Consider the following 17,756-nt stretch of genomic DNA (forward strand, 5'->3'; position numbering starts at 1 on the left):
TCCCGCCAGCGAGGCAGGCGCCGTGGGTCGTCCGATGCGGTGCCGATGCCCAGGACGTTACCCCGCGACGGCGTACGCTGAGAAGATGATCGACGCCCGAACCTCGCCCGACGGCCTGCCCGACGATCCGACCGCCGGTGAGACGGCGGTTCGAGACGCGGCGGCCGGTGAGACGGCGGCGGGCGACGACTGGACCGGCTGCGGGCGGTGGGCAGCACTCGCGGGTGAGTCGGCCGCCTCGCTCGCCGTGCGCGCCGAGCTGCTCGCCCGCTGGGCCGAGCCGCACCGCCGCTACCACACCCGCACCCACCTGGCCGCCGTCCTCGCCGCCGTCGAGCCGCTGGCCGCCGAGGCGCGGGACGTCGCGGCGGTACGGCTGGCGGCCTGGTTCCACGACGCGGTCTACGACGGCCGGCCCGGCTGGGACGAGGAACGCAGCGCCCAGCTCGCCCAGTCGCGCCTGCCGAGGTGCGGCGTGCCCGCCGGCCGTGTGGCCGAGACCGCCCGCCTGGTCCGCCTCACGGCCGCGCACGACACCACAGGACCGGGCGACGGCAACGGGGCCGTCCTGTGCGACGCCGACCTCGCCGTGCTCGCCGGACCCGGCTACGCGGACTACGCACGGGCCGTCCGCGAGGAGTACGCCCACGTCCCCGGCCCGCTGTTCGCCCAGGGCCGCGCCGAGGTGCTGCGCCGCCTGCTCGCCACCCCCACCCTCTACCGCACACCCAGGGCCCGCGACCTGTGGGAGGAACGCGCCCGCGCCAACATGACCGCCGAACTGACCGTCCTCCTGGGGAAGGACGCCTAGGCGGGAGGCGCGGGGCGGTGCTTCTTGCGGCGGCGCAGGCCGGCCGCGATGAGCCGGCGCAGCAGCTCCCGTGAGCTGACCGCCTCGGCCCCCAGCGCGACCGCCCGCGCGTGCACGGTCTCGGGGACGTCGTAGTGGTCCCGGTCGAACGCCCGCACCGGCACCCCCAGCCGCGCCGCGAAGTCGTGCAGCTCATCCAGCGAGCGGTCGCTGACGAGGTGCGACCACATCAGGCCGCGCGGCCCCGGCCAGTCGGGCGGATCGATCAGAACAGTCACGACGTCAAGGGTAGAACCCTCCCACTGACCCCGAGCTCCCCCAGATCGGGCACCGCGACGTGGGCCCCGGCGCCGTCGCCGCCGGTCGTCACCGCGTTGGTCGTCACCGCGTTGGTCGTCACTGAGGCCACCAGCCCGAAGCCGCCCTTCCTGCCCGCCTCGATCCCCGGCAGCGCGGACACCACCACCGCCACCTTGGCCGGGGGCAGGTCGAGGCGGCGCGCGGCCTCCAGGTAGCGGGCGGGGTCGGGCGGCCCCGGCAGGTTCATCAGGGCCGCGTCGTTGCCGTCCACCATGAGGTCGAACAGGTGCGTGAGACCCGCCGAGCCGACCAGCTTGCGCGCGTGCAGGCTGGCCGAGACCGCCGCCGTACGGGCGCCGCGCCGGCGCAGCTCGTGCAGCAGCGCCACCGTGGCGGGGAACGCCGCCACCCCGTACTTGTCCACCTGCTCCATGAACAGGCGGTCCTTGGCCAGGCCGAGCCCGTGGACGGTCGGCGCGCCCGGCTCGTCGTCAGGCGCCCCCTCGGGCAGCTCGATGCCGCGCGCGGCCAGGAAGGTGCGGATGCCGTCGAGCCGCGGGCGCCCGTCCACATGGCGCAGGTAGTCGTCGCGGATGTCGAACGGCGTCGAGCGGCCGCGCAGGAAGGCGTCGAAGACGTGTTTCCAGGCGGCCGCGTGTCCCCGAGCGGTGTCGGTGACCACGCCGTCGGTGTCGAACACGACGGCGCTGATCACGGTCAGGTCGATGACGGGCTCGTTCACACAGCGAACGTAACCGCTCTACCAGGAGACGGGTAGCTCTTTGACGCCGTAGACGATGGCGAGTTCCCTGAACGGCACCTCACCGGCGACGCGCAGCCCGGGGAAGCGGCGCAGCAGCGCCGGGAAGGCGATGCGCATCTCCATCTGCGCCAGCGGGGCGCCGATGCAGCGGTGGATGCCGTGGCCGAACGCCAGGTGCGAGCCGGCCGTCTCGCGGCCGGGCCTGACCTCGTTCATGTCGTCGCCGAGGAAGGGGTCGCGGTTGGCGCCGGTCAGCGAGCACAGCACCATCTCGCCCTTCTTGATCGGCACCCCGTGCAGCTCCAGGTCGTCGCGGGCGAAGCGCGGGAAGGCGACCTGCACGACCGTCATGTAGCGCAGCAGCTCCTCGACCACGTCCACGACGTAGCCGTCCACCTCGCGCACCTTGGCCGCCTGCTCGGGGTTGCGCAGCAGCCACAGGGTGCCGAGCGCGAGCATGCTGGTGCTGGTGTCGTGGCCGCCGGTCAGCAGCCCGTCGGCCATGCTGGCCAGCGTGCGGTCGTCGAGCTCGTCGCCGTGCTCGCGCAGCAGCTGCCCGAGCAGCCCGTCGCCCGGATCCAGCCGCTCCCTGGCCACCAGGTCCGTCAGGTACGTCATCGCGTCGTTGATGGCCTGCAGCGACGCCTCGGGCCCGGCGGTGAAGTCGAAGCGGTCCTTGCTGATCTTCACGAACCCGGCCCGCTCGTCGTACGGGACGCCGAGCAGCTCGCACACGACGAGCGAGGGGATCGGCAGCGCGAACTCCTCGACCAGGTCCACCGGCATCCCCTCGGCGGCGCCCTTGGCCTCGATGCGGTCGAGGTACTCCTCGACCATGGCCTCGATCCGCGGCTCCAGCCTGCGCAGCCGGTGCATGGTGAACTCGGGCGTCAGGTACTTGCGCAGCCGCGTGTGCTCGGGCGGGTCGCGGAAGCCGAGCCCGCCCGGGTCCTCCTGGTTCGAGCCGAGCCCGATGACGCCGGCGAAGTCGTTGCTGAAGCGCTCATGGTCGCCGAGCACCCCGCGTACGTCCTCCCAGCGGGTGACGAGGTAGACGGTCTGGCCGCCCGGGATCTCCATCGGGAAGACCGGCTGCTCCGCCCGGATACGCGCGAGCTCGCCCACGGGGTCGAACCCCTCACGCATGAACTGGACGAGCGGGAACTCTTCTGTTGCTGACATCGATATCCGTCCTGCTGGGATACATCACACCATGTTGGGATAAATCCCTGCATAGATGGTCCCATCTGGAAGGCCGTACGGTGCCCTCCGAAAGGACGATTTCCATCTCACCCAGGCCCCTGTGCTCCCCGGCCTCGGCCGGACCCCGGGAGGAGTTCGCCGCGGTCATGGGCGCGCACGGGCGGCTCGGGCGGACGGGGCCGTTCACGACCCTCCTCCCTTCCCATTGTGCGCCCGCCCCCGCGCTCCGGCCACCCCGGACCCCGCCGTGCGGGGCGCTAGTGATGACACGCTCCGTCAAGAACCCTGAACTGCAGTGAAACCTGGGCAAAGTGGTGCAGCCGATGCCGTTTGGCGTACAAGATGGCGACATTCTGCGATGATCTCGTCGCATAGAGCCGGAGTTTGAGCCATCACGGATAGTGACTGATGCCGACATTTGAGGAAATAACAGCCTTCGTAACCGAGAAGCCGCTCGCCACCGCCGTCATCGCGCTGCTGAGCCTCGCCGGGCTGGTCCTGGCCTTCCTGGTGCTCAGGATCGTCTGGCGCGCCCTGTCCTGGTTGTTCACCAGGTACATCGCCCCCCGCCCCATCGAGGACGTGCTGACCGTCGTCGCCGCCTCCATCGCCACGGGTGTGTCCGCGCAGGGCATGTGGCGCTTCTCCGGGGACGTGCTGGGCCTCGACGGGCCGCTGCGGTTACTGCTGTTCGCGTTCATCGAGGTCGCGATCATCACCTCCGCCGTACGCGCGCGCCGCAACATGCGTGAGAACTTCTCGGCCGGCATCGACGGCATCGCCGTGTGGGCCCTGACCTGCCTGACCGCCGTGCTGTCCAGCATGGACGCGCGCAGCCTGCCCGAGGCGGTGTTCCGCCTGGCCGCCCCGCTGGTGGCCGCCTGGCTGTGGGAGCGCGGCATGGCCATCGAACGCCACCGCATCCGCGGCACCGGCCGGATCAACTGGCGGCTGACGCCCGAGCGGCTGATGGTCAGGATGGGCCTGGCCGAGGTCAGCGACCGCACCGCCAGCGAGGTCGACGCCCACCGCCGGCTGACCAGGGTCGCGCTGGCCGCCAAGAAGGCCAAGGCGCTGCGCGAGGGCGGCGCGCCCGAGCGCAAGATGCGCGCCGCGCTGGCCAAGCTCGACAAGGCGATGGACCAGGCCGTCGAGCACACCGGCCTGGCCGTGGACGCCTCGCGCCAGGAGGCGCTGCTGGCCCAGATCGCCGCCCTCTACAACACCTCCGCGCTCATCGACGCCGACCCGCGCGTGCCCTGGGAGCCCACTGCCGACCACCACCCCGTCCCCGCCCGCCCGGCGCTGCCGCCCGCGCTGGCCGAGCTCGTCTCCGACGAGGACGAGGACATCGAGGTGTTCGACACCACCCCGCAGGTCCTCAGCACGGCCGAGCGGGCCGCGCGCATGCGCTCCGCCCGCGAGTACTGGGACCGGCAGATCGCCAAGGGCATCGTGCCGCGCACGGTGGACATCGCCCAGGAGATCGGCATCTCGCTGGTCACGGCACGCGAGTATCGTGCTCTGTGGAAGCTGGAGCCGCACGCCCACGCCCTCATCGAGGCGCTGTACCAGCAGCACGGCATCGTCGACACCGGCGCGTTCCCGGCCATCGACGACCAGGGGCGGGTGCTGTCCGGCAAGTCCTGAGCGAGTCGGCGGGGGGTCACGGTTGCGCGAGCGCACGCTCGAACGGGTCAGGAAACTGCTGGCCAAGGCCGAACGCACCGACAACGAGCACGAGCGGGCCACGTTCATGGCCGCCGCGTCGGCGCTCATGGCCAAGCACGGCATCGACGCGCTGCCCCCCGCGGGCACCCGCCAGACCCCCGGCGACCGCGTCGTCACCCTGCCCGCCCCCTGGGCCAGGGAGAAGGCCCGCCTCGTCAGCCTGGTCGCCCAGGCCGTGCGGTGCCGGCCGCTGCTGATCGGGCGGGGCGAGGGCGGGCAGCGGGTGCACGTGTTCGGCTTCGCGGCCGACCTGGACCGGGCCGACCTGCTGGCCACCTCCCTGCTGCTGCAGATGGCCTCGGGCCTGGCCCGGGTCCAGCCGCCGAGCGACGTCCGCGCCGTGCGGGCCTACCGCAGGTCGTGGCTGCTCGGCTTCACCGACGAGGTGTACCGGCTGCTGTGCGCGGCCGAGTCACGCGCCGAGGACGAGTCGGCGGGCACGGGGACCGCGCTCGTCCTGGCCGACCGCAGGGCCGAGGTCGAGCGGGCGGTCGCCGCGCACTATCCCGACATCCGCAGGAGCGTGCCGAGGACCAGCGGCACCGGCTACCGCGACGGGGTCGCCGCAGGCCGCAGGGCCGACCTCGGGCGCACCGGGATGAGCACCGCCACGGCCCGCGAACTCGAAGGGTAAGCCCTTTCCGGACAGCCGTTTGACGGACCGGGAAACGGGCATATGAGCGCCCACGGAACGTAGTCCTGCTCGATGCGAGACAGATGAGCGAGACAGATGACCGTGAACGCCCCCGTGAACGCCCCCGTGAACGCCCCCGTGAACGACTCCGTGCACGTCCTCGCCGCCGGCCGCCTCCGAGACCTCGCCCACGACCTCCTGACCGCCGCCGGCGTGCCCGACGACACGGCGGTCATCGTCGCCGAGTCCCTGGTGGAGGCCGACCTGGCCGGGCACGGCTCGCACGGCGTGCGGCGGATCAAGCCCTACCTCGACCGGATCGCCGAGGGCGCCGTCGTGCCGGAAGTCAGGCCCGAGGTCGTCTCACGCCGTGGCGCGAGCGCCGTCGTGTCGGGGCGGCGCGGTTTCGGCCAGGCCGCCGCGCGCCTGGCCGTGGCCGAGGCGGCCGCCCTGGCCGGCGCGCACGGCGTCGGCGTCGTCGCCGTCCGCGAGTGCAACCACGTCGGCAGGCTCGGCGAGTACGCGCAGACGCTGGCGGCCCAGGGACTGATCGCGCAGGTCGTCGGCAACGCCGACCCGACCGTGGCCCCGTACGGCGGGCGGAGCAGGATGCTCGGCACCAACCCCATGGCCTGGGCCGTGCCCAGGGCGGGCGGCGCGGCCGTGGTGATGGACTGGGCCACCGCCGCCATGGCCGAGGGCAAGCTGGGCCTGCTCCGCTCCGCCGGGTCGCCCGCCCCTGAGGGGGTGCTGGTCGATCCCGAGGGCCGCCCGTCCACCGATCCGGCCGACTTCTACCGGGGCGGCGCGCTGCTGCCGTTCGGCGGCCACAAGGGCTACGGGCTGAGCGTCCTCATCGAGCTGGTCGCCGGCCTGCTCACCGGCACGGGCACCGCCTGCTCGCCCGCGTACGACGGCACGTTCGGCACGGTGATCACCGCGGTGGACATCGCCGCGTTCGTCCCGCTCGACCACTACGTCGCCGAGGTCGAGTCCTTCTGTGAGGCCCTGCGCGCGTCCGGCCCCGGCGTGGTGGTGCCGGGTGAGCCCGAGGCCGCGGCACGTGCGGAGCGGCTGAGGGACGGGATCCCGGTGCCCTTACCGGTCTGGGAGGAGCTGTGCGGCCTCGCCGCGCGCCTCGGCGTACCCACGGAGAAGATCAGCGCGCACGACACGGAGCACAACGCACGGCCGGCGACAGGCCGCTGACGGCGGCCGGACACGCCCTCTGGAGGTCAGATGCCCGCCACCCCGCCCGCCACCCCCGAGTTACGGCGCGTCGTCCTGGGCGCCCTCGTCGGCACCGCCCTGGAGTGGTACGACTTCTTCATCTACGGCACCGCCGCCGCCCTCGTCTTCAACCGCCTGTTCTTCACCCAGGCCGACCCGGCCACCGGCACCATCGTCGCCTTCGCCACGTTCGGCGTGGGGTTCGTGGTCCGGCCGTTCGGCGGCATCCTGTTCGGTCACCTGGGCGACCGGATCGGCCGCCGCTCCACCCTGATCATCACCACCGTCATCATGGGGGTGTCGACCGGCCTGATCGGCCTGCTGCCCACCTACCCCTCGATCGGCGTGTGGGCCCCGATCCTGCTCACGGTGCTGCGCGTCTGCCAGGGCCTCGGCGCGGGCGCCGAGTTCGGCGGCGCGGCCACGCTGCTGGCCGAGCACGCCCCGCCGGGCCGGCGCGGCTACTACGCCTCCTTCGCCCAGAGCGGCGTGCAGATCGGGCTCGTGCTCGGCACATCGGCGTTCCTGCTGATCCAGCTCCTGCCGGAGCAGGACGTGCTCGCCTGGGGCTGGCGGGTGCCGTTCCTGGTGAGCTTCGCGCTCATCGGGGTGGCGCTGTACGTACGGCTGCGCGTCGCCGAGTCGCCGGTGTTCCGCGAGATGGCGCGCACGCGCGGCGTCGTCAAGCTGCCGATCAGGGACGCGCTGGCCCGCCACCCGCGCAACTTCCTCGTCGGCGTCGGCGCGCACATCTGCGACACGGCCGTGGTCTACACGCTGGCCACCTTCAGCGTCGCCTACGCCACCGGGCAGCTCGGCCTGACCAGTCAGACGGCGCTGCTGGGGGTGATCCTGTTCGGGCTGACCGTCATCGCGCTCCAGCCGTTCTACGGCGAGCTGTCTGACCGGATCGGGCGGCGGCCGCTCAACCTGTTCGGCGTGGTGTTCGTGGCTCTGTACGTCTTTCCTTACTTCCTGCTGGTCGACACCGGCCTCCCGTGGGTGGTGTGGCTGGCCATGATGGTCATGGGGGCCTTCGGCTTCGCGCCGCAGGTGGCGGTGCAGCCGGTGTTCTACGCCGAGCTGTTCGGGGCCCGCGTGCGCTACACGGGGTTCGCCGCCTCACGTGAGCTCGGGGCGGCGCTGGCCGGCTTCTCCCCGCTGATCGGCGCGGCGCTGGCGGCCCGGCTGGGCGGGGCGCCGTGGCTGGTCGCGGCGTTCCTGATCGGCACGGCGGTGATCTCGTTCGTGGCCTTCTACGCCGCCCGCGAGAACAAGGACATCGACATCGCGGCCATGGACGCGCTGCGGGACCCGGCGAAGGAGTGAGCTCATGAACCTCGACGGCGCGGTGGTCGTGATCACCGGCGGCGGCACCGGCATCGGCGCCGCCGTCGCGGAGAGCCTGGCCAGGAAGGGGGCGGCGGCCGTGATCGTGAACTACTCGCGCTCGGCCGACGAGGCCAGGGCCACGGTCGCCCGGATCGAGGAGCTGGGCTGCAAGGCCGAGGCGATGGCCGCCGACGTGTCCGACGACGCCGCCGTACGCAGGATGGCCGAGCGGGTGCGGGCCGCCCACGGCCGGGTGGACGCGCTGGTGTGCAACGCGGGCACGACCAGATGGGTGCCGTTCCCCGACCTGGAAGGGCTCACCGACGAGGTGTGGCGGCAACTGATGGGCGTCAACCTCATGGGCGCGTTCTACTGCGCCCGCGCGTTCGCGCCCGACCTGCGCGCGGCGCGCGGCGCGATCGTCAACGTGGCCTCCATCGCGGGGCTGCAGGCCACGGGCTCCTCGATCGCGTACGGGGTCAGCAAGGCCGCCCTGCTCCAGCTCACCCGCGACCTGGCGGTGGCGCTCGCGCCCGAGGTCAGGGTGAACGCGGTCGCGCCCGGCATCGTGGCCACCCGCTGGCACATCGGGCGGGTGGGGGAGCAGGTGTTCTCCGAGATGGCGGCGAAGGAGGAGCTGAAGGCGCCGCTGCGGCGCACGGCCCAGCCCGAGCACGTGGCCCAGATGGTCACCTCGCTGCTGGAGTCGGACCTGGTCACGGGCGAGACACTGATCGGCGACGGCGGCCGCCACCTCGGCTACTGACCGGCCGTCCGCCGTCGCTCAGGCCAGGGCCGCCGACACCAGGGAGCGGGCCTCCTCCTGCACCTTGGCCAGGTGCTCCGGCCCCTTGAAGGACTCGGCGTAGATCTTGTACACGTCCTCGGTCCCCGACGGCCTGGCCGCGAACCAGGCGCTCGCGGTCGAGACCTTCACCCCGCCCAGCGCGGCGCCGTTGCCCGGCGCCGCCGTCTGGACCGCCGTGATCGGCTCGCCGGCCAGCGAGGAGGCCGTCACCTGCTCGGCCGACAGCTTGCCCAGCACGGCCTTCTCCTCGCGGGTGGCGGGCGCGTCGACCCGCGCGTAGGCGGGCTCGCCGAACCGCTCGACCAGCCCGCGGTAGCGCGCGCTCGGCGACTCGCCGGTCACGGCCAGGATCTCCGAGGCGAGCAGGGCCAGGATGAGGCCGTCCTTGTCGGTGGACCAGACCGACCCGTCACGCCGCAGGAACGACGCCCCCGCACTCTCCTCGCCACCGAACCCCAGTGACCCGTCCAGCAGCCCCGGCACGAACCACTTGAACCCCACGGGCACCTCGTACAGCGGCCGGCCCAAGGACTCGGCCACCTTGTCGATGATCGTGCTGCTGACCATCGTCTTGCCCACCCCGGCCCCGGCGGGCCAGCCCGCGCGGTGGCCGTAGAGGTAGTCGACGGCGACGGCGAGGTAGTGGTTGGGGTTCATCAGCCCGCCGTCGGGCGTGACGATCCCGTGCCGGTCGGCGTCGGCGTCGTTGCCGGTGGCGATGTCGTACGTGTCGCGCCCGGCGATCAGCGAGGCCATCGCGTACGGCGACGAGCAGTCCATCCGGATCTTGCCGTCCCAGTCGAGCGTCATGAACCGCCATGTCGGATCGACCAGCGGATTGACCACGGTCAGCTCCAGCCGGTGCCGCTCGGCGATCTCGCCCCAGTAGGCCACGCTCGCCCCGCCCAGCGGGTCGGCCCCGATCCGCACCCCGGCCGCCCTGATCGCGTCGAGGTCGACCACCGACGGCAGGTCGTCGGCGTAGACGCCGAGGAAGTCGTAGCGCCCGGCCCGCTTCAGCGCCGCCGGGTAGGGCACCCGGCGCACGCCCTTGAGCCCGTCGCGCAGCAGCTGGTTGGCGCGGTCCTGGATCCACGTGGTGGCCTCGGTGCCGGCCGGGCCGCCGTGCGGCGGGTTGTACTTGAACCCGCCGTCGGCCGGCGGGTTGTGCGACGGTGTGACCACGACGCCGTCCGCGAGTCCGGTCGTGCGGCCCTGGTTGTGGCGCAGGATGGCGTGGGAGACGGCGGGCGTGGGCGTGTAGCCGTCACGGGTGTCGACGAGCACCTCGACGTCGTTGGCGGCCAGCACCTCCAGCGCCGAGACCCGGGCGGGCTCCGACAGCGCGTGCGTGTCGATGCCCAGGAACAGCGGCCCGTCGGTGCCCTGCGCGCGCCGGTATTCGCAGATGGCCTGGCTGGTGGCCAGGATGTGGTCCTCGTTGAACGCCGTCTTCAGCGACGACCCGCGATGCCCCGAGGTGCCGAACGCGACCCGCTGGCCGACCTCGTCCGGGTCGGGGTGCAGGGCGTAGTAGGACGTCACCAGCCTGGCGACGTCGACCAGGTCGGAAGGCCCGGCGGGCTGTCCCGCGCGTTCGTGCGTCATGAAGGCCACTTTACAAATGAGGACCGGCCGGGCGGGTGAGCGCGGGGCGGCGCGGGGGGGATACATTCGCCTCAGTCACCAGAACGGAGTTCTGTTTCATGCGTTACGGATACTTCCTGTCCGAGCCCCAGGGGGCCGACGCCATCGGCGGCCTGCGCGACCAGATCACCCAGGCGGCCGACGAGGGCTTCAGCTCGGCCTGGCTCTCCCACATCTTCGGCCTCGACGCCATCACCGCTCTGACCGCGGCCGGCGTGCAGGCGCCGCCGATCGAGCTCGGCACCGCCGTGGTACCCACCTACCCGCGCCACCCGGCCGCGCTGGCCCAGCAGGCCATGACCGCCAACGCCGCGCTCGGCGGCCGGTTCGCGCTGGGCATCGGGCTGTCGCACAAGGTGGTCATCGAGGACATGTTCGGCTACAGCTTCGAGCGCCCCGGCCGGCACATGAAGGAGTACCTCGACATCCTCATCCCGGCCTCGCGCGGCGAGAAGGTGGCCTACGCCGGCGAGACGCTCAAGGCCGGCATCAAGCTCACCACGCCCGGCGCCGGCTTCCCCGTGCTGGTCGCCGCGCTGGGCCCGCGCATGCTCAAGCTGGCCGGCACCGTCGCCGACGGCACCGTGCTCTGGATGACCGGCCCCAAGACCATCGCCGGCCACATCGCCCCGACCATCACGGCCGCCGCCGCCGAGGCGGGCCGCCCCGCGCCCAGGATCGTCTGCGCGCTGCCCATCAGCGTCACCGACGACCCCGCCGGCACCGTCGCCCGTGCCAACGAGATCTTCTCGGTGTACGGGCGGCTGCCCTCCTACCGTGCCATGCTCGACAGGGAGGGCGCGGACGGCCCCGGCGACGTCGCCGTCGTCGGTGACGAGGACACCGTGCTGGCCAAGCTCGACGAGCTGAGGAGGGCGGGCGTGACCGACTTCGTCGGCTCGGTCTTCGCCAACCGCGACCGCACGCGCAGCCTGCTGGTCGGCGCGGCGAAGGGCTGAACCGGAGACACCGCAATAAACTCCGACAAGGTGAAACGCGTGCTACAGGGCATCGATGTGTCGAACTGGCAGGGCACCGTCGACTGGGCCGGCCACGCGGAGGCCGGCGTCGCCTTCGCCTTCGCCAAGGCCACCGAGGGCGGCGACTACACCGACAAGTGGTTCGCGCGCAACTGGAACGGCATGCGCGAAAGCTGGATCGTCTGCGGCGCGTACCACTTCGCCAGGCCGAAGGGCGACCCCATCGAGCAGGCACGCCACTTCCTGAACGTGATCAGGTCGGCGGGCGGGCTGCGCCGCGGCGACCTGATCGCGCTCGATCTGGAGGACGACGACGGCCTGCGCCCCGAGCGGGTGGCCCGGCACGCCCGCCGCTGGTGCCACCACGTCGAGCGGCACACCGGGGTGCGGCCGTTCATCTACACCTTCCAGGCGTTCGCGCACGGCGGCAACTGCGCCGGCCTGGCCGAATACCCGCTCTGGCTGGCCAGCCCGCACAGCCCGCGCGGCCGTCCGCCGGTGCCGCGGCCCTGGCGCGACTGGACCATCCACCAGTACGCCAGCAGTCCCGTCGACCGCAACGTCTTCCACGGGACGCGGCAGGAGCTGACCAGGCTGGGGTTCGACCCGCGATAGCATCGGGGTTCACCATCGAACCAGCCTCGGTGCCGGGCATCGAGCGCGATCCACGAGGAGTCACCGTGTCAGCCGAGCTACGCATCACCCTCGCCGGAGCCGAGCGTGTGGTCGCGGCCGGCACGACGGCCGGAGAGGCGCTCGAGGCGGACGGCCGCACCGTCGTCGCCGCCAGGGTCGGTGGCCAGGCGCGCGACCTGGCCCACGTGCTGGCCGACGGCGACGTGGTCGAGCCGATCGAGGTCTCCAGCGAGGAAGGGCGCGCGATCGTGCGCCACTCCACCGCCCACGTCATGGCGCAGGCGGTGCAGGAGCTGTTCCCCGAGGCCAAGCTGGGCATCGGGCCGCCGGTCGACAACGGGTTCTACTACGACTTCGACGTCGAGCAGGCGTTCAACCCCGACGACCTCAAGCGCATCGAGAAGCGCATGCGCGAGATCGTCAAGCAGGGGCAGCTGTTCTCCCGCCGGCCCGTCGGCGACGACGAGGCGCGCGCGGAGCTGGCGGCGGAGCCGTACAAGCTGGAGCTGATCGGGCTCAAGGGCGGCGCGGCCGACGAGGAGTCGGTCGAGGTGGGGGCCGGCGAGCTCACCATCTACGACAACCTCGACCCCAAGAGCGGCGAGCTGCGCTGGAAGGACCTGTGCCGGGGGCCGCACGTGCCCTCCACCCGGTCCATCCCCGCGTTCAAGATCATGCGTTCCGGCGGCGCCTACTGGCGCGGCAGTGAGAAGAACCCGCAGCTCCAGCGCATCTACGGCACCGCGTGGGAGTCCCGCGACAAGCAGGACGAATACCTCAAGCTGCTGGAGGAGGCCGAGAAGCGCGACCACCGCAAGCTCGGCGCCGAGCTCGACCTGTTCAGCTTCCCGCCGGAGCTGGGCAGTGGCCTGCCGATCTTCCATCCCAAGGGCGGGATCATCCGCAAGGAGATGGAAGACTACATGCGCAGGCGGCAGGCCGAGGCGGGCTACGAGTTCGTCAACACCCCGCACATCACCAAGTCCTCGCTCTTCGAGACCTCCGGCCACCTGCCCTGGTATGCCGACGACATGTTCCCGGCCTTCGAGCTGGAGGGCATCGACTACCGCGTCAAGCCGATGAACTGCCCGATGCACAACCTGATCTACCGGGCGCGCGGGCGCTCCTACCGCGAGCTGCCGCTGCGGCTGTGCGAGTTCGGCTCGGTCTACCGCTACGAGAAGTCGGGCGTGGTCCACGGGCTGACCCGGGTGCGCGGCATGACGCAGGACGACGCGCACATCTACACCACCCGCGAGCAGATGGCCGACGAGATCAAGTCGCTGCTGCGGTTCGTGCTCAGCGTGCTGCGCGACTTCGGCCTGGAGGACTTCTACCTGGAGCTGTCCACCCGCGACGACTCCGAGAAGTTCATCGGCGACCCGGCCGAGTGGGAGGAGGCCACCGAGGCGCTGCGCCAGGTGGCCACCGAGTCGGGGCTGCAGCTCGTCGACGACCCGGGCGGCGCCGCCTTCTACGGGCCCAAGATCTCGGTGCAGGCCAAGGACGCCATCGGCCGCACCTGGCAGCTGTCCACCATCCAGCTCGACCTCAACCAGCCCCGGCGCTTCGGGCTCGAATACCAGGCGGCCGACGGCTCGCGGCAGACGCCCGTCATGATCCACCGGGCGCTGTTCGGCTCCGTCGAGCGCTTCCTCGGCGTGCTCACCGAGCACTACGCGGGTGCCTTCCCGCCCTGGCTCTCCCCGGTGCAGGTGGTGGGCATCCCGATCGCCGAAGCCCATGTGCCCTACCTGCAGGACGTGGCCAAGAAGCTGCGCGCGAGCGGCGTCCGGATCGAGGTCGACGCGGCCGACGACCGCATGCAGAAGAAGATCCGCAACGCGCAGAAGGCCAAGGTGCCGTTCATGCTGCTGGCCGGCGACGACGACATCGCCAACGGCGCGGTCTCCTTCCGCTACCGCAACGGGGAGCAGAAGAACGGCGTGCCGGTCGAGGAGGCCATCGCCGAGATCGTCAACGCCGTCGAACGCCGCATCCAGGTCTGAGCCGGGCAACGGCGGAACGGCTCGCGCCGTTCCGCCGGACCCCTGCCCGCTGCCGGCGTCTCCCGAGGCGGCGCGCCCGGAGCCGTCGGACAGGCGGGCGGGTCAGCGGGGGTAGAGGCGGAAGGTCACCGCCGGGCGGCCGCCGAAGCGTTCCGCCTCCTGGCGGGCGAAGCCCTCGATCTGGTCGCGGGCGTACCGCTCCGGGTCCTTGTCGGTGAGGGCCTGGATGTAGGCGCGGTGCTCCATGAGGGAGCGCACGCCGCGTTCGAGGCCGTCGGTGACGTCCACCGCGTGGGTCGGGTTGTTCACACCGGCGACGGCGACCCAGCGGACGCCGTCCCAGGGCGCGGCCACAGTGTCTGGAAATATCCATCGATTTCCGGCGTCTCCGGCGGCGTCCATCACCGCTCGCCCCACCGCGCGATGGTCGGGCGTGTTCCAGTGGGTGCCGCCCCAGGTGTCGTCGAAGTTCAGCGTGATCAGCAGCTCGGGGCGGTGCCGCCGGATCGCCGCGGCCAGGTCGCGGCGCAGCGCGGTCCCGTACTCGACCACCCCGTCGGCGTGGTCGAGGAACTCCACGCTGGTGACCCCGACCAGGGCCGCGCTGGCCAGTTCCTCACGCTCGCGCACCGGCCCCGCCGTGGCGGGATCGAGCGTGTCGATGCCCGCCTCGCCCCGGGTGGCCATCAGGTAGACGACCTCACGTCCCGCGTCCGTCCAGGTGGCGACGGCGGACGCGCACCCGTACTCCAGGTCGTCGGGATGGGCGACGATGGCCAGCGCGCGCTGCCAGTCGTCCGGCATGGGCTCAAGCTGAAGGGTCATGGCTATCATCCTGACAGGCCCCGCCGGGACGATTCGAGAGGAATGGTGCGGCTCATGTGCCAAGTCGGCGACCCCGCGGACGACACCCGCCCCAGCGGCCGGGAAAGCGGCGGGGAGGGCGGCGGTTTCGCCGGGGACGGGTTCGGCGACGCGGTCGAGGCGTACCGGCACGAGTTGCAGGTGCACTGTTACCGGATGCTGGGCTCGTTCACCGATGCCGAGGACATGGTGCAGGAGACGCTGCTGCGGGCGTGGCGGCGGCGCGAGACGTTCGAGGGACGCTCGACGCCGCGGGCCTGGCTCTACCGCATCGCCACCAACGCCTGCCTCGACCTGCTGGCCGGCCCGGCGCGCAGCCGCGAGGTGACGGCCGGCGTGGGCGGCGAGCCGCGGTCGCCGTTCACCGAGGTGCCGTGGCTGCAGCCGTACCCCGACCGGCTGCTCGACCTGGCCGGGGCCGGGCAGGGGCGGCCCGACGCGGTGGCGGTCGAGCGGGAGACGATCGAGCTGGCCTATCTGGCGGCCATCCAGCACCTGCCGCCGCGCCAGCGCGCGGTGCTGATCCTGCGCGACGTGGCCGGCTGGCCGGCCGAGGAGACCGCCGCGGCGCTGGAGCTGAGCGTCCCGGCCGTCAAGAGCGCGTTGCAGCGGGCCCGCGCCACGCTGCGCCTGCACCTGCCCGCGCGCCGCTCCCAGTGGGGTCCCGTCACGGCACCCACCGAGGAGGAGCGCGCGGTGCTGCGCCGCTACATGGACGCCTCCGTGGCGGGCGACCTGTCCGAGCTCGCCGCGCTGCTGCGGGAGGACGCGCGGCAGACGATGCCGCCGGCGTCCCTGCTGTACGCCGGGCGGACGGCCATCCTGGAGATGTGGCGGCCGGTCATGGCCGGGCCCGAGGCGTGGGGCGAGTGGAAGGCGCTGGCGACGACGGCCAACCGGCGGCCCGCCGTGGCCAACTACGTCCGCCGCCCCGGCGAGTCCGCCTACACCGCCGTCAACCTCGACGTGCTGCGCGTCGAGGACGGCCTGATCGCCGAGATCACCACGTTCGGCCCCGAGCTGAACGCCGTCTTCGGCCTGCCCGCCGAACTCTGATGCGGAAAACCCGCCCCGGACCGATTCCTTTTCCGGCGCCGCGCCGTCATACAGCCGTACATCAGCTACGACAGCGAAGGAATCGGTCATGAGCGAGCACGTGGACACCAAGTTGCAGGCCCTCGACCGGCTCGTCGGCACCTGGAAGGTCACCGGCGAGGCCGAGGGCACCGTGACCTACCGGTGGATGGAGGGCGGGTGCTTCCTCATCCAGGACGTGGACCTGGAGCAGGGCGGCATGCGGGTGCGGGGCACGGAGTTCATCGGCAGGAAGCGGCCGTTCGGGGCGGAGCGGCCGAGCGAGGACGTGCACTCCTGGTACTTCGACAGCCAGGGCGCCACCCTGGCCTACGTGTACGAGATCGAGGGCGACACCCTGACGATCTGGGGGCACGAGAAGGGCTCGGAGGCCTACTTCCGGGGCACCTTCGACGCCGACGGCACGAGCGTGGCCGGCGCGTGGGTGTACCCCGGGGGCGGCGGCTACGAGTCGACCATGACCCGGATGTCCTGACGCCCCCGGCACACCAGCGGATCAGGAGGGGACGTCGTCCTCGGCGGGGTCGCGCGGGGCGGGCCGGGCCTCGCCGGGGAGGCGGACGTCGTCGACGGTCACGTTGACCTCCATCACCCGCATCCCGAGCATGCGGCTGACGCTCTTGGCCACGTTCGTCTTGACCTCGGCGGCGACGTCCATGACGACGTGGCCGTACTCCACCACGATCGTCAGGCTCACCCCCACCTGGCGGTCCTGGATCTGCGCGCTGACGCCCTGGGTGCCGCGCCGCGAGCCGATGCCGATGCGGTCGCGTACGGACTCGAAGGCCCGCGCGAGATCGCCGCCCATGTCGGCGACGCCGGGCACTTCGAGCGCGGCCAGTGAGGCGACCTTCTCGACGACCTCGTCGGCCACCTTGATCCGGCCCTTCACGGTGGCGCCGGTCACGGACGCCTCGATGTAGGACGGGGCCGGCGAGCCGGAGGACTCGGCCGGGGACGCGTCGGAAGGCTGGGCGGGGGTGTCCGAGGACTCGGCGGGCTGGAGGGACTGTTCTGCTAAGGCTTCGGTCATCGCGGCCTCCTGTTGGGGGTGCTCAGGATTGTGCCGGAAGGACCCCTCGTTTGTCCGGGGTCCTATGCTGCTAGTTATGCACGATCAGGCAGGGGCAGGGTCCCCCGACAACTTCCAGCGTCTGTGGACCCCGCATCGCATGGCCTACATCAAGGGCGAGAACAAGCCGACCGGCACCGAGCCCGGCGACGGGTGCCCGTTCGACGCGATCCCCAAGATGAGCGACGAGGACGGCCTGATCGTGAAGCGGGGCGAGTCGGTCTACGCCGTGCTCAACCTCTATCCGTACAACTCGGGCCACCTGATGGTGGTGCCCTACCGGCACGTGTCCGGCTACGACGAGCTGGACGCGGCGGAGGTGGCCGAGCTGGGCGCCTTCACCCAGGAGTCGGTGCGGGCGCTGCGCAAGGCCAGCGGCGCGCAGGGCTTCAACGTCGGCATGAACCTGGGCCACGTCGCCGGCGCGGGCATCGCCGCCCACCTGCACCAGCACGTGGTGCCCAGGTGGGGCGGCGACACCAACTTCATGCCGGTCGTCGCCCAGACCAAGGTCCTGCCGCAGCTGCTGCGCGACACCCGCCGGCTCCTCGCCGACGCCTGGGGCTGACGCCCGGAGCCGACGCCCGGAGCCGACGCCGATACGCGCGAAGGGCCGGTCCGTCACGGACCGGCCCTTCCCC

At 72.2% G+C, this 17,756-nt stretch carries 18 protein-coding genes; 12 read left to right on the forward strand and 6 right to left on the reverse strand.

Features of this window, described 5'->3' with window-relative positions; translation table 11 throughout:
• Nucleotides 1–85 precede the first annotated feature (85 nt).
• Nucleotides 86–811: an HD domain-containing protein gene (locus OIE67_RS11525; protein WP_326639359.1), complete on the forward strand. Its 726-nt coding sequence runs from the start codon at nucleotides 86–88 to the stop codon at nucleotides 809–811.
• Here OIE67_RS11525 and OIE67_RS11530 read toward each other — a convergent pair.
• From OIE67_RS11530 to OIE67_RS11540, 3 genes are read right to left on the reverse strand one after another with little or no spacing between them, the layout of a single operon-like run.
• Nucleotides 808–1,089 carry a DUF4031 domain-containing protein gene (locus tag OIE67_RS11530; RefSeq protein WP_106247857.1) on the reverse strand — a complete coding sequence of 94 codons (282 nt, stop codon included), beginning with the start codon at nucleotides 1,087–1,089 and terminating at the stop codon, nucleotides 808–810. The genes OIE67_RS11525 and OIE67_RS11530 overlap by 4 nt on opposite strands.
• On the reverse strand, nucleotides 1,086–1,853 hold the full coding sequence (locus OIE67_RS11535; protein WP_326639362.1) for an HAD family hydrolase: 768 nt from the start codon (nucleotides 1,851–1,853) through the stop codon (nucleotides 1,086–1,088). The genes OIE67_RS11530 and OIE67_RS11535 overlap by 4 nt, the downstream gene beginning before the upstream one ends.
• An 18-nt stretch (nucleotides 1,854–1,871) precedes the next feature.
• Nucleotides 1,872–3,056, reverse strand: coding sequence for a cytochrome P450 (locus tag OIE67_RS11540; protein ID WP_106247861.1), 1,185 nt, complete (start codon nucleotides 3,054–3,056; stop codon nucleotides 1,872–1,874).
• 429 nt (nucleotides 3,057–3,485) lie between these two features.
• Between OIE67_RS11540 and OIE67_RS11545 the strand changes: the two genes are divergently transcribed.
• The 5 genes from OIE67_RS11545 (at nucleotide 3,486) to OIE67_RS11565 (ending at nucleotide 8,770) form a co-directional block, all read left to right on the forward strand.
• Nucleotides 3,486–4,727, forward strand: coding sequence for a hypothetical protein (locus OIE67_RS11545; protein WP_326639365.1), 1,242 nt, complete (start codon nucleotides 3,486–3,488; stop codon nucleotides 4,725–4,727).
• A 22-nt stretch (nucleotides 4,728–4,749) separates the two neighbouring features.
• The gene (locus tag OIE67_RS11550; protein ID WP_326639368.1) at nucleotides 4,750–5,442 is read left to right on the forward strand and encodes a DUF2786 domain-containing protein; all 693 of its coding nucleotides are present in this window, start codon (nucleotides 4,750–4,752) and stop codon (nucleotides 5,440–5,442) included.
• Nucleotides 5,443–5,538: 96 nt separating this feature from the next.
• Nucleotides 5,539–6,651 (forward strand): Ldh family oxidoreductase, encoded by a 1,113-nt coding sequence (locus OIE67_RS11555; RefSeq protein WP_326639370.1) that lies wholly within the window; start codon nucleotides 5,539–5,541, stop codon nucleotides 6,649–6,651.
• Nucleotides 6,652–6,681: 30 nt separating this feature from the next.
• Nucleotides 6,682–8,001 carry an MFS transporter gene (locus OIE67_RS11560; RefSeq protein ID WP_326639371.1) on the forward strand — a complete coding sequence of 440 codons (1,320 nt, stop codon included), beginning with the start codon at nucleotides 6,682–6,684 and terminating at the stop codon, nucleotides 7,999–8,001.
• A 4-nt stretch (nucleotides 8,002–8,005) separates the two neighbouring features.
• Nucleotides 8,006–8,770 carry an SDR family NAD(P)-dependent oxidoreductase gene (locus OIE67_RS11565; protein WP_326639373.1) on the forward strand — a complete coding sequence of 255 codons (765 nt, stop codon included), beginning with the start codon at nucleotides 8,006–8,008 and terminating at the stop codon, nucleotides 8,768–8,770.
• Nucleotides 8,771–8,788: 18 nt separating this feature from the next.
• Here OIE67_RS11565 and pgm read toward each other — a convergent pair whose 3' ends face one another.
• The gene (pgm, locus tag OIE67_RS11570; protein WP_326639375.1) at nucleotides 8,789–10,420 is read right to left on the reverse strand and encodes a phosphoglucomutase (alpha-D-glucose-1,6-bisphosphate-dependent); all 1,632 of its coding nucleotides are present in this window, start codon (nucleotides 10,418–10,420) and stop codon (nucleotides 8,789–8,791) included.
• Between the two features lie 98 nt (nucleotides 10,421–10,518).
• Here pgm and OIE67_RS11575 point away from each other — a divergent pair, with 98 nt between their 5' ends.
• From OIE67_RS11575 to thrS, 3 genes are all read left to right on the forward strand, one after another.
• The gene (locus OIE67_RS11575; RefSeq protein ID WP_326639377.1) at nucleotides 10,519–11,418 is read left to right on the forward strand and encodes a TIGR03564 family F420-dependent LLM class oxidoreductase; all 900 of its coding nucleotides are present in this window, start codon (nucleotides 10,519–10,521) and stop codon (nucleotides 11,416–11,418) included.
• A 30-nt stretch (nucleotides 11,419–11,448) separates the two neighbouring features.
• Nucleotides 11,449–12,054, forward strand: coding sequence for a glycoside hydrolase family 25 protein (locus tag OIE67_RS11580; RefSeq protein ID WP_181308241.1), 606 nt, complete (start codon nucleotides 11,449–11,451; stop codon nucleotides 12,052–12,054).
• Nucleotides 12,055–12,119: 65 nt separating this feature from the next.
• Nucleotides 12,120–14,084 carry a threonine--tRNA ligase gene (thrS, locus tag OIE67_RS11585; protein WP_407674837.1) on the forward strand — a complete coding sequence of 655 codons (1,965 nt, stop codon included), beginning with the start codon at nucleotides 12,120–12,122 and terminating at the stop codon, nucleotides 14,082–14,084.
• 102 nt (nucleotides 14,085–14,186) lie between these two features.
• Here the strand turns inward: thrS and OIE67_RS11590 are convergent, their stop codons facing one another.
• Nucleotides 14,187–14,909, reverse strand: a complete 723-nt coding sequence (locus OIE67_RS11590; protein WP_326639379.1) for a PIG-L deacetylase family protein — start codon at nucleotides 14,907–14,909, stop codon at nucleotides 14,187–14,189.
• 54 nt (nucleotides 14,910–14,963) lie between these two features.
• Between OIE67_RS11590 and OIE67_RS11595 the strand changes: the two genes are divergently transcribed.
• A complete protein-coding gene (locus OIE67_RS11595) occupies nucleotides 14,964–16,004 on the forward strand; it encodes an RNA polymerase subunit sigma-70 (protein ID WP_326639382.1) in 1,041 nt (346 codons plus the stop codon).
• Nucleotides 16,005–16,092: 88 nt separating this feature from the next.
• Complete coding sequence (locus tag OIE67_RS11600; protein WP_326639384.1) at nucleotides 16,093–16,518, forward strand: hypothetical protein; 426 nt, start codon at nucleotides 16,093–16,095, stop codon at nucleotides 16,516–16,518.
• A 21-nt stretch (nucleotides 16,519–16,539) separates the two neighbouring features.
• On the opposite strand, the gene OIE67_RS11605 is transcribed toward OIE67_RS11600, so the two are convergent.
• Complete coding sequence (locus tag OIE67_RS11605; RefSeq protein ID WP_326639386.1) at nucleotides 16,540–17,076, reverse strand: Asp23/Gls24 family envelope stress response protein; 537 nt, start codon at nucleotides 17,074–17,076, stop codon at nucleotides 16,540–16,542.
• Nucleotides 17,077–17,152: 76 nt separating this feature from the next.
• On the opposite strand from OIE67_RS11605, the gene OIE67_RS11610 reads away from it, so the two are divergent.
• Nucleotides 17,153–17,683 (forward strand): HIT family protein, encoded by a 531-nt coding sequence (locus OIE67_RS11610; protein WP_326639388.1) that lies wholly within the window; start codon nucleotides 17,153–17,155, stop codon nucleotides 17,681–17,683.
• The last annotated feature ends 73 nt before the right edge of the window (nucleotides 17,684–17,756 follow it).

The sequence above is a fragment of the Nonomuraea fuscirosea genome, assembly GCF_035917475.1.
Lineage (GTDB): Bacteria > Actinomycetota > Actinomycetes > Streptosporangiales > Streptosporangiaceae > Nonomuraea > Nonomuraea fuscirosea.